Here is an 11,860-nt window from a genome sequence, read left to right as displayed (position 1 = left end):
TAGTCGTTGACAATGCTGTTCGAAATCGAGAGGCACTTGGTCAGCTTGGCCTGTGTTTTGGAAGTCTCCTCGTAGGAGATCGGTATTTTAAGGCTGCTTCTCTGAAGGTCGCACTGAAACAGGCTGCTATTTATAAGATCTACTAGGTTTTCAGGGGGTGGGGAGTACTGGCTTGGCTTGATGCTTTGCTTCAGTCGGTCTTCGTATGACAGCTTCAGGTAGGCTTGAGCCTTATCAATTTCTTCCTGGCTTGCCCCGCGAGCTCTCATCTTGGCGATGATGTCATTGGAGACGTCCTGGGCTATCTGCTCGTCTGTTTTCGGGGGCGGAGTTGGCTGAGAAGCACAGCCGGCTAGCAAGGCGATTATGATTGCTGCGCAAATCCCTTTTGATCGCATGACGCTTCGTTCCTGATTGATGGCGTGATGGCCAAGATACATCATGCAGCGTCAAAAAGCCCCTCGCGGGGGCTTCAGACTGATGTCATGGCTGGGTGAAGAACGTCCCGATTTCGTTTTGCGCTGGGTAGCCGTTGACTCCTGGTTTGTGCTTGATGCGTGCGTGGACGATCAGGCCTTTTGCTTTCAAAACGTCTGCAAAGCTGCTGGTGGGGAGCTTCGCGGCAGTTTTGAATTTTTCTAGCATTTCTCCGCTGATTTTGATGGCCGTTGGGTGGTTGCCGGCGCCGTAGAGCCTGTGCCACACGTGGCGTCCTGCGTGATCGCCAGAGACGATTTTGAACTCAGCAAGAGCTGTTTCTCCGCCGTTTTTTGTCTTGCCTTGCTTCAGGTCGACCAGGGTAATGAGGGCTTCGTGGGTTGGCATTGGCTCTTTGCTCTGAGCTGTGCGGTTGTTGACCGTTGTGTCTATGCCTTGGGCTTTGCGGCGGAGCCAATTTAGGTGGGATTTGACCCAGCTCTTGCAGGCACGATACGCAGCTGTTTCGAGGCTCTCGCCTGGACGTGGACGATGACGCGCATAGGATTGATCGCGGAAGTATTCATTGCCAGGATTCTGCTCCTGATCGACCTCGAAGATTTTCTGAACGATCTGGTCTTCGGTGGATGAGCGAAAGAGCCCACCAAGTATGCGGTTGAGTTCCATCGAGCGGCCAGCGGCTCCGACGGCGGTGCCGGGGATGCGTGGTTTGGTGGACTTAGTGTACTCAGCGTCGAGCCCGTAAGTTGACTGAGCCATTTTGAGCTCGACGACGTTCAGGGGCTTGCCGGGGTTATAGAAGCTGATAGCCCCTGCTCGGCGATTTGGGTGGGTCGTAAACGTGTAGTAGCAGCGAGCCGTCTCTCTCCAGCAGCCGTCTACGACTTTGAGAAGCCTTCCGTCGAGGAAGTCATCTAGCTGCTCCAGTGCGGCTGCAGAGACAGCATGGAACTCTTCTGGGTGTGCTGGGCGGTCAAGTGGCAGTACTACTCGGTATCGCGGACACTCGACGGTGTTGCTGTAAGACGTGTAGATGCCGTGTTCCCAGTTCAGGTCAACAAGGGCATCTTCAATCTCTTCAAGGCCTACCTGGTCATCACCGGGCTTTTGATCGATGTCAAAGATCACCAAGCTTGTGGCGATGACGTTTTCCATATTTCGTTCTGGGGAGCGGAAAAATGATGGCGTGAAGGTTGGGCCATCCTTGATCTCGCTAATCCGCTGTGGCGCCAGGACGGCATCGAAAAAGTCGCGGAAGGTCGCCGACTCGCGGTTGCGGACATAGCGAGTCTCAGCTGTCTGTTGTAGTGCAAACTTGACGCTCATGATGCTCTCTCTTTTTGTTGTTGTGTCGTGCACATTCATAGTGTTGCTAATGAGCAAAAGCCGTTGCAACACCTTTCGGCCTTGGCATTTTTAGGATTGAGGGTATACAAGGAAATTGAGATATGAGTTTTCCTTAGCCAAACTACTGAGCTCGCTCCCCACCCTCAACGGGTCTTTCTTTTTATAATAGTGAAAGGATGGTTGCGGGTAGACATCACTCCGATATGAGATATACAAACCCTTGAGCTGGCTGAGCGCAAGAGACTTGGTTAAGAGAAACTGAAATCTCAACCTTGCTCACTCTTCATCACCAGGCATCACCTTTGCGCAACCCAAATCACTCCAAAATACCCGAAATCATCGCTCCACAACTTGCATACCTCCAATACTCATTCTGTCAACCGAAAAAGTGTTGCGCAGGCCTTTGCTCATATCCAACAATAAGAATGTGCAGAGAGCACAAACCACAAAAATAAGAGAGCGCAACATGAACACTTTTGAACACGGCATCACTGGTACCCCCTCCAATGCCATCATCATCGGCCTGGCCAAGCCGGTTTCCGGGTACATGACCGTGCCTGCTACAGACCTCGGCAAATCTGCTCAGTACTTTAAATCTGAATACCCTCGGACGAAGCGCTACATTAATGTCAGTGCATATGCCGTAGAAGCAGTGCGGGCAGCTATTTTCAGCAATTCAGGACTGTATGACTCTGACGCTGGCCAGGTAATCACTGACAACGTGCGGGAATTTAGCAAGGCATCACTTGCTGACCTGGTTATGACTAAGTCGGGCTCGTCCCCAGCAGCTATCGACTTTGCTATCTCTGAACTCGCAAAAGATGTATTGATCTCACGATCTATACAGAATGCTGTCTCCGTTATTGAAAACAACACCCTCCTGGATGCGGCAGAGAGCACCAAGCTGATCAATAACGCAGCTGCTGGACACCTCTCTAACTTCTCCAAAAAGTCTGGACGGCTCGACACCTCCGGCGCGGTCACTGGACTAAACGCAGAGCAGATTAAAGCACGCCTGTTCCAGGACAGCAGCAGAGCGCTCTTGAAGTGCCACACTGGCTTTGGCAAAAGCGCAACCATCATCAACTCGACCATCAAAGACTTTCTGGCTTCAAGCGAAACCACTGAGGAAAGCGCCAAATACGGCAAGGTCAAGACCGCTCAGAAAAAGGTCGTATTTATCTCGCCGCTGCGGTCGATCATTGCTGCAGTCAACATTGACGGCTTACTGCACTACAACGAGCTCAACCCTGGAGATCTCGCTAGCGCTCAAGGCCTCAAGATCGTGGTCAACTCGATCATCTCCCAGAAATTCCAAGACTTCCTCAAGGACATCGACCTGCTGGTAATTGACGAGGTCAGTCAGGTGATCGACCACGTGCTCGAAGGAACTGTAGAAAACCGCTCAGACGTCTGGCATGCCCTCAAAGAGCTGGTAGCGAGTGCAAAGAACGTGATTTTCGCTGATGCGGACATCGACCAGGCGTCTGTCGATCTGATCAATTACCGCGCTCAGGCTCCTGCAACCCTTTTCCTGGCGGAGGCTAAGCATGACGACATCGCGGTATCAATGGCACCGATTGATCAAGTCCGCAAACAAGCCATCGACACAGCTATGAAGGAAACTACCCTGATCGGCTGCGACGTCCGCAAGGATGCTTCTGCGATTGCCCTGGAGCTGCAGAAAGCTGGCAGGAAAACACTGCTGATCACGTCCACGACGATCAACCATGCCGACTCGCAGGGGTTCATCTCAAACCCTAACAGCAAGGATTGGGACGTGGTGATCTATAGCCCAGCCATGAAATCGGCCATTTCGATCACATCTCAGCACTTTAAACATCACTTCGGCCTGTTCGAGGGGAGCATTACACCCAAAGGTGCGATTCAGATGCTCCGCAGAGACCGCACCGCCAAGGCCTTCGTCGTAGGTGTACGCAACCCCCGTCATCGCAAATCGGAGCTCGTCCAAGTCGAATACGACAATGGGCCCAAAACGCCGTTTGAGACCCTCCGCTTCGGACATCGGAAGAACAACAGCTGGCTTCGTGACAACGTCCAGTTCGCCCTTGTCCTGGAGCTCCGGCAGCAGGGCTTCTCCGTTGAAGTGACTGATGGCGATGAAGAGTTGAGCAAGGAAGGCTGGAAGCAGCACGAGAAAGCCAAGCGCACTCTGAAAGCAGATGTGGCCACCGCACTCCTGAGCGCCCAGGCAATGGCCCATCTGAAGTCAGCTGAGAAGGTTCTCAGGGAAGGCAGCGAGAGCCTTGAGCAGTACTACAGCGCAGTTCGCACTGAAGCTGAGCATCACCTTGGGCGCAAGGCTCTCACACATGCTGACGCACTGTTTTGGAAAGAAGGTGAAGGCCGGATCAAGCTCAGCAACTTCAGAGCCCTGAACGCCCCCAAGACGCCTGTATTCACAATCCTCTCAGAAGTCTTCAAAAAGATGATCGACACTAAGGCCTGGTCGTCAACTGATTCTGTGGATGCTTTTGACCGCATCAACTTGATCCGTGACCAGTTCCTTCTCGCTGGGTTCGATCTCCCACGTATCAAGGACATTTCGGATCGTAGTAAGCAAGGCGCAGTGTCCGAACTGCTAAAAGCTTGCGGTTTGAAAACAAAACGGAAAGATGGCGGTAGCAAGGGCTACTACTACATCATCGATCCGAAGTCCTTGGAACAAATGCGCGAATACACAGGGCTTTAAGGATTACCGGGGCATGGAAGCCCCAACTTCCCTTCAAGTTGTCTGAAGCAAGAAAAAATTAAGGTATTTAAAAGAAATGCGCAATTAGGTGTTGCGCAGGGTTTTGCTCATTTTCGATAATACATACATAGCAGCACATAATAAGAATAAGAGAGTGCGATATGCTGAACGATCCCCAGGCCCTGGCCGACCTTCTAAAGGCTCCACAGTACAATTCCCTTTTGCTTGAGAAAGACGGTTACAAGCAAATAGACAGAAACCTGCTGAAGATTTGCTCTGATGCAATCAGAGAGATCGAATTGCAGTTCGAATGGAACAGCTACAACCGTCAACGCCATGCAGGCCAATTCCTGGAAGGTGAAGCTGTTATCAAGACACCTAGCCTTCCAACATACCCGAGACCGTTCCATAGCTGGTCTGAGTTTCGCTTGACGGTGTTTGGGGGTATGCAAGACATGCCGTTTGAGCAGATCGAAGTCGAATATACCGTCACCAAGAAACACCGTTCCGATTGGACAGATAAGCTGAACAACAGAATCTGGTACCAAGGCAAAGGTGTAATCCCAAACCTCGAATCAGCGCGTGATCTGATCTGCGCAGCAAAGCAGAACTCTATCCATCATGTCTTCATCTTCACTGTCCCCAACATCAAATGCCCATGGGCCAAGCCTCGCAAAGACGGCAGCACCATGACTCTCGAAGAGTGGGCCAAAAAGGAAGGTTTCGACTACATCTACGAAGGTGAGGAAAAGGCATTCCTCGAAAGCGATCGCAGGAAGTGGCTAGTCGCAAACTTCGGCAAAAACCTTCCTCAACTCCCTTTTAAATCAGTGCGTGTGCTGGAAGACTCAATATCAGTCAATCCGGCTTTGTTTGCGCACAAACAACACATTGCACATGCTACAATAAACTGACAATAACAATAATAAAGTCAGTCGTTATGCGCCTTGTTCTCGGGATCGATCCTGGTATCTCCGGTGGTATTGCAGTAATTGATGAGCGTTTCAAACTCATCGATTGCTTTCGCATGCCTGTCATTGAAATAGACGGCAAAAAGAAGGTCGATGCCGGCACTCTCTTCAAGCGCCTCTCCGAATACGAGTTAGCTCTTGGTGTCATCGAAAAGGTAGGTACTCGCCCTGGTGAGGGAGTTGTCGGGGCCTTTAGCTTCGGTGACTCGTATGGGGCTGCTCGGGCCGTCCTCGAATGCCTTGGCGTCCCATATCGTCTTGAGCGTCCACAGGCCTGGAGAGGTGGCCAGAGCCTCACTGGTTTGAGCAAAGAGCAGATCGGTGAGATCGCTTTCGAGGTCTTCCAAGCGGACGAGATCTACCGGGGCAAGCGGTTGAAGAAGGACGGGACTCGCGGCTGTAACGATGGCATCTCCGACGCATTGATGATTGCCAAATTTGGCGTCCGGTTCCTGGATTGATCATGGCTGCCAAATCACTCACCCGAGATCTCATCAAGCGCCTGGGCGTAGCACTCACAAAGACTCCTCTGATTGAGGTCGCTGTGGGTGGTGTAGGCCTGCCTCGATCGACATTTTACTTTTGGAAAAACCAAGCTCAGGACATCGCTGACGCCAACCCTGACCGTGAAAATCTTAGCCGTGATGATGAGCTGCTCCTGGAATTTCTGGACACGATCGAGGCCTCACGGGCGAAGGTTGGTCAGAAGCTCTCCGACGCTGCGCTGAAAGGCGCCATGCAAGATCCCCGAGTAGCGATCGACATCCTTCAGCGCATGTTCCCCGACCAGTTTGCCGCCCCGGCACGCCGTGAAATCGTGATCCGCCAGGAGGGAGGTGAGACAGGAACAGGTATCGCACTCATACCGACGACGATGATCGATGCGGACATCGCCCAAGTCCTGGCACAGCAACAACAAGACGCCCTTCAGCTCGCAAAAACAAGAACAAAAGAGCTTTCCAGTGATCATCCAACGGACACAGACTGACTGTGGCGTAGCCAGCTTGGCCAACGCCCTAAACCTCACCTACGAACAGGCCTTGGAATGCTTCGGGCCCCAGGCAGACCTGCGCGGTACAACAGCCGCCGACACCTGCAACGCCTTGCTCGCCCTCGGCCTGAACCCCGTCTATGCAACATTCCCGGCGTTCTACCAGCACCTTCAAACCACCGGCAACCCCTGCAATCCCGAGATTGTCCGAAGCTGCCCAGCGATCCTCACCGTGCTCTCCCGCAACGGCCACTCCTTGCATGCGATCTACTGGGATGGCCACAAAGCCCATGACCCAGATCCCAACTACCCGCAACCCCGCAAGCTCGAAGACCTGGTGATCCTCGAAGCGGTGTTTGTTAGCAAAAACGGTTTGTGCGCAAACCGCGAAGCGGGCATCCGGGCATGACGGCGTTCCAGGCTATTCGGCCTCTTGCCAGGGCAGTTCAGAACATCATCTGGAAGCCCCTGCCAGGGTCACAGTCGATGTTCTTGGTGCTCGGCCAGCCCCAGTACCTAACCCGTGAAGTGCTGTTCCACGGCTCCAGGGGGAACGGGAAAAGCGATGCCCTGATCATGGCCTTCCTGCAACACGTGGGTAAGGGTTGGGGGGCGTACTGGCGCGGAATCATCCTCAGAAAGGAATTCAAACACCTTGCCGACTTGGTGAAGACTGCCGGCATGCTGATCCCTCGGATTTTCCCTGGCGCCGTATGGAACGAGACCAAGCACAGCTGGACGTTTCCGACCGGGGAAGTCTTGATCTTTAACCACATCAAGCACGTCAGGGAATACGACGGAAAATTTCACGGTCACCAGTACGCCTTCATCGGCTTCGACGAGCTCGCGACCTGGTCAACGATCGAAGTTTACGAAGCAATGATGTCGACGCTCCGTACTGCCTACCAGCCCACTGCAGCACAGCCACTCCCACCACCCCTGCAGGTCAGATCGACCACCAACCCCTGGGGCGCAGGCAGGACTTGGGTATATGAGCGCTTCATTGAGGGCCGCAAGCCTGGCGAGATCACATACAACCAGGACGGCACACGCCAACGCACAGCTCTGTTCGGCACGATCTTCCAGAATCACTACATCGACGATGGCTACATCAGGAACTACCTAGCCCAACTCACAGACCCCGCCAAGCGAGCAGCCTGGTTGGAAGGTGATTGGGAAGCGGTCGACACGGCGGCAATGTTTGGCCCTGTGTGGTCTACAAACCTCCTGCTCGACCCATTCACAATCCCCAGCTCCTGGAAGGTCGATCGATGCTTTGACTTCGGGCAATCGACTCCATTTTGTTGCCTCTGGGTGGCCGAAGCGAACGGTGAGTCAGTACAGGTAGGGAATCGCCAATTCTGCCCTCCGAAGGGTAGCCTGGTGGTTGTCGGCGAAGACTACGGCACTGAACTTGATCCAAAGACCGGCAAGCAAGCACGCCCGGATGCAGGCTTGTTTTTGTCAGCAAAACAGATTGGCGCACGGCTCAAACAGCGCGAGAAAAAACTGCAGGAAACGGTGCTGGTGAACCATCCGAAGGTCGTTGCGGGGCCTGCGGACAATCAGATTTTTAACGGAAGCAAGGTTGATCAGGGGAACGCTCCGACAGTGGCTAAAGAGCTGAAATCTGAGGGAATGGATTTCACGAACTCGGACAAATCACCAGGCTCCCGAGTGACCTCCGCGCAATTGATGTTTGGCAGGCTGCAGGCGACCAAAATCAATGACCCTACGCACCCGCACATCTACTTTTTTCCTGCCGCAAAGTTCCTGATCAAGACCTTGCCGTTCCTGCAGAGGGACGATGACCAGCTTGATGCTGTGGCCAAGGGGCCTGATGACCATGCCTGGGATGCTTTGGCATATCGCCTGACGTGGAAACGCCCAGCGACAACCGTTCAGCACGGCATCTTTAGCCAATAACCTCCATAATAAGAGTCGGAAAGACCGCATATGAAAGTCCAAGACAAATCCGAAATCTGCTCCAAATACTTCACCGATCGCCGCCCCATCCGCGCACTCCGTGGGGGTACTGATGCAATGCGCGCTGCGGGCCATGAGTTCTTACCTCCATTGCTTGGAGAGAACCCGATTGCATATAAAAAACGGCTCAGCACGTCATATCTGAACAACCGCATGGCCCGTGTCGTTAAGAGTTTGTCTGCAAAGCCGTTCTCTCGTCCTGTGGCTGTTACTTCAGAATCGCATGCGGAGCTGGCGGAGCTTTTCAGCGGCAACATCGACGGCAAGGGAACCAGTGTGAGTGCGTTGGCAGCGATGGCGTTTCAAGATGCTCTGTGGAATGGATCGTCGTTCCTTTGTGTGGATGCGCCTGTAGATGGTGGGCAGCCATATGCTTACTGGCTCTCAGGGGACGACATTCTTGGCTACAAGCTCGATGAAGACGACAAGCTAAAAGAGATCCGGATCGCCGAGAAGGCAACCGTCGAAGATGGCGAGTGGGGCGAAAAAAACGTGGCTCGCGTGCGCGTGTTCAGAAAGGTCAACGGCAAGGTAATGTGGGCGATTTGGCAAGAGTCAGATGGTGCGGACTACGTGCAGATCGAGGCCTGGCGGGATTTCGGGCTTGCGGAGATTCCGGTTGTGCCTATCCACAGCAATCCGGCTGACACCAGGGGCACGCTGTTCTGTGATCCGCCCCTGAAAGACCTCGCGCACATGAATATCAAGCACTGGCAGTCCCAGTCCGACCAAGACAACATCCTGCACGTGGCGAGGGTGCCATTGCTGTTCGCCAGAGGCATGGCTGAGGGAACAGCTCTCAAGATTGGCGTCGACAGCGCGATCATGTGTAGTGAGGATAATGCTGAGCTGAGTTTTGTCGAGCACTCAGGGGGAGCCATTAACTCTGGCCGTGAAAGCCTGCAAGACCTTGAAGTCCTGATGGCCTCTCATGGCAACGAGATGCTCCAAAACACAGGGGTCGTAGAGACAGCAACAGGCCGCTCACTCAATGCCAGTGACAACAACAACCAGATCGCGAGCATGGCCACAGCCACGGCATCAGCTTTGAAGACTGTGTTTGGCATGCTTGCCAGGTTCAGCCGGGTGTCCAACGCTGAATTCACTGTCGACATCAACACGGATTACGGCATCAACGCAAACGCCCAGGAGCTGACTGCGCTCGCCACAGCCCGTGCAAACGGTGATCTCAGTCAGTACGAATACCTCCGTGAGCTGAAGCGCAGAGGGATCATGGGCAACGATTTCTCAATTGAGGAGAACGCAGACAGGCTGGCAACTGAGTACCAGGTCGCTTGATTTGATGTCAAAGCGCCTCCCTGCTATTGAGCTGGCGGGGAAGCGCGGGGTTTGCGGTTACTTCGAGACTGTCTTTTTTACTGGAACAAGCGAAACCAGAAAAATGATGAGAGCCAATCCCATGGGATAAAACAAGGTAGTAATGCCAATACCATAATAGGCAAAGATCAGCGTAAAGAACAGGAGTGTCCTGCAGAATCCATTCACGGCGATAGCCAGCCTAAGAACCCCAGAATCGCTTTGAGATCCGGACTTACTCGGTCTATCAAGAATTACAGTTAGGAATGAAGTTGCTGCCGAGGCGCACGCTAGAAGAGCAGCGATGGCAATGTAGGTGCTGAGGAGTACCATTGTTATTATTATCCCCGGTTGTTTGTAGCTATATTACATCATTTAAGAATCAACTGACGCAATACCCCAATCCCCGGTATAACGAAAAATAGTTTGCTATCAAACCTGCGCCTGATACAATTGGGTGATTCATAGGGAGGTGGCATCAATGACATTGGTAATTGCTGGGCACTCACTGCGCGACATGAGCTATGGGGCGTCGAAGAGCACGTTTTGTGATGGAATCTTCTTTGTTGCAGACAGTAGTATTACTCAAAGAGGGCAACTGCTCGTAAGTGGTTTCAAAAAAGTGGTTGAAACGCCTGTTAGGGTCGCTGCCATGAACTTCTTGGACGAGTGGTTTAATGGGTATCTGGGGTATAACTATGAGGGGGGCTGCGGGATTGCTTTTGCCGGCAGTACCTTGGTCGCTCAGCACATCATGAACTCCATCAGGAACCACCTATCTGATCTTAAACCCACTTACCTAAATGGAGAGTATCAGTTAGCAATGCCTTGTGAAGGCAAGAAGCATCTTGATGGTTACTACGACATGGAAATGTTCCAAAAACACCATCTTGGATCTAACTATCTGCTTACAGCCGGGTTTATTGCGAGCGTTGTCGAGCATTCGGTGCAATCAGTCTTGATACAGGCCAAGAAGCACAAAAGCATGGAGAGCATGTTCTCCGCGTACCAGGCCGAATTCATCCTCGGGGTCTGCTGCCCTGACACAAGTAAGCACCATATTTATCGGTACGAAATTCTGCCTAGCACAACTGAGGGCGCAGTTGTATCGATGGAAGAGATACCCGAAGGAAAAGTAGCTGTCATCGGCATGAGGAAGCTTCACGAGCAAGACGCGAATGATGCCTTTGCTGATGCTTTAGCTGCAGGTCGCGGCACAGGCCCCGCTCTCTATGATTATTTGTCGACAGCAATCAAGGCTCAGAATGACATCGGCGTATTCGAAATCGGCTTCCCTGCGTTTCACTACAAGCAGGAAGGAATCCGCCTAGAGTTTCTCAAACGCAGAGAGTCATAGCCCCAAATCTGCAGCAAAATTCAGATCCTGCACCCAGGCCAGGTGTTTTTTGCTGGTGTCTACACTGTATATTTCGAAAAGACGTTTGACTGCAAAGTCGAACAGCGTGGGGCCAATATCGTCTTTGTTTGTCCAATAAACTGTAGGCCTGGCGGTTGAGAAGAAAGCGATCTCATCCTCGTCAGTGTTGAGTTCGAAGTGGTACCAGGTGCCGCTTACGGAGTACTTGAGCTCACTGAACGGCTCAGCGGGCTTGTCGAAGGGGAATGGCAGACTGCCTGGAGTGGTTTGATCGGCTTTGCCGGAGTAACGGGCGCGGATGCCAAGGCCTAGGTCGTGGAGCTGGTGGGCTGTCTGGGTGATACCTTGCTCATGCAACAGCGTGTAGATAAGCCGAGCCAGGCGCTGTCCCTCTCTAAGGGTCTCCATGGTTTTCGATGACTTGGAGATCTTGTCGGCCATGTCGACCACATCCTGCCATACCGACTCACCTAGCACCGCCCCCGCAGTCTCAAAGCCATGAGCGCCTTGATAGATCACATTCGCTGACCCAAAGCCGTCCTGGTGCTTGACTAGGATCTTGATTTCTTCGGTGACTTCGACAAAGCGCTTTTGCATTCAAATAGTCCTTCTTAGCCAATTTACAGGCCCAGGTCTGCCGCGAAATATCTGTCTTGGTACTTAGCTAGATGAGTACGTGACCTGTCTTCTTTGTAAATCTCAAAAAGCTTGTCTGAGCA

The 11,860-nt window shown here is 52.7% G+C and carries 11 protein-coding genes; 8 read left to right on the top strand and 3 right to left on the bottom strand.

Annotation, left to right across the window (positions count from 1 at the left end; translation table 11 throughout):
- Together K675_RS33555 and K675_RS0109240 are read right to left on the bottom strand one after the other, a co-directional pair.
- The coding region (locus K675_RS33555) for a hypothetical protein (RefSeq protein ID WP_232434413.1) at positions 1-443 on the bottom strand (443 nt) is incomplete at its 3' end.
- A 40-nt stretch (positions 444-483) separates the two neighbouring features.
- Positions 484-1,764, bottom strand: coding sequence for a hypothetical protein (locus K675_RS0109240; RefSeq protein ID WP_017903234.1), 1,281 nt, complete (start codon positions 1,762-1,764; stop codon positions 484-486).
- Between the two features lie 487 nt (positions 1,765-2,251).
- On the opposite strand from K675_RS0109240, the gene K675_RS0109235 reads away from it, so the two are divergent.
- The 8 genes from K675_RS0109235 to K675_RS0109200 all read left to right on the top strand — a co-directional run bounded on the left by K675_RS0109235 (position 2,252) and on the right by K675_RS0109200 (position 11,120).
- The gene (locus K675_RS0109235) at positions 2,252-4,498 is read left to right on the top strand and encodes a DEAD/DEAH box helicase family protein (RefSeq protein WP_017903233.1); all 2,247 of its coding nucleotides are present in this window, start codon (positions 2,252-2,254) and stop codon (positions 4,496-4,498) included.
- 161 nt (positions 4,499-4,659) lie between these two features.
- Positions 4,660-5,412, top strand: a complete 753-nt coding sequence (locus K675_RS30535; RefSeq protein ID WP_017903232.1) for a hypothetical protein — start codon at positions 4,660-4,662, stop codon at positions 5,410-5,412.
- A gap of 26 nt (positions 5,413-5,438) precedes the next feature.
- A complete protein-coding gene (locus K675_RS0109225; RefSeq protein ID WP_017903231.1) occupies positions 5,439-5,930 on the top strand; it encodes a hypothetical protein in 492 nt (163 codons plus the stop codon).
- Positions 5,931-5,932: 2 nt separating this feature from the next.
- Positions 5,933-6,457: a hypothetical protein gene (locus K675_RS0109220; RefSeq protein WP_017903230.1), complete on the top strand. Its 525-nt coding sequence runs from the start codon at positions 5,933-5,935 to the stop codon at positions 6,455-6,457.
- Positions 6,458-6,473: 16 nt separating this feature from the next.
- Positions 6,474-6,869 carry a hypothetical protein gene (locus K675_RS0109215; protein ID WP_157383921.1) on the top strand — a complete coding sequence of 132 codons (396 nt, stop codon included), beginning with the start codon at positions 6,474-6,476 and terminating at the stop codon, positions 6,867-6,869.
- Positions 6,866-8,386 carry a terminase large subunit domain-containing protein gene (locus tag K675_RS0109210; protein ID WP_017903228.1) on the top strand — a complete coding sequence of 507 codons (1,521 nt, stop codon included), beginning with the start codon at positions 6,866-6,868 and terminating at the stop codon, positions 8,384-8,386. The genes K675_RS0109215 and K675_RS0109210 overlap by 4 nt, the downstream gene beginning before the upstream one ends.
- Positions 8,387-8,416: 30 nt before the next feature.
- Complete coding sequence (locus tag K675_RS0109205) at positions 8,417-9,745, top strand: DUF4055 domain-containing protein (protein ID WP_017903227.1); 1,329 nt, start codon at positions 8,417-8,419, stop codon at positions 9,743-9,745.
- A 499-nt stretch (positions 9,746-10,244) separates the two neighbouring features.
- Complete coding sequence (locus K675_RS0109200) at positions 10,245-11,120, top strand: hypothetical protein (protein WP_017903226.1); 876 nt, start codon at positions 10,245-10,247, stop codon at positions 11,118-11,120.
- Here the strand turns inward: K675_RS0109200 and K675_RS0109195 are convergent.
- Positions 11,115-11,738, bottom strand: a complete 624-nt coding sequence (locus tag K675_RS0109195; RefSeq protein ID WP_017903225.1) for a hypothetical protein — start codon at positions 11,736-11,738, stop codon at positions 11,115-11,117. The genes K675_RS0109200 and K675_RS0109195 overlap by 6 nt on opposite strands.
- Positions 11,739-11,860 lie beyond the last annotated feature (122 nt).

Origin of the sequence: Pseudomonas fuscovaginae SE-1, from assembly GCF_000364705.1 — a bacterium.
In the GTDB taxonomy this organism is placed as follows: Bacteria; Pseudomonadota; Gammaproteobacteria; order Pseudomonadales; family Pseudomonadaceae; genus Aquipseudomonas; species Aquipseudomonas fuscovaginae_A.
Note: the sequence above shows the minus strand (reverse complement) of the source record. Positions and strands in the feature narration are given on the sequence as shown.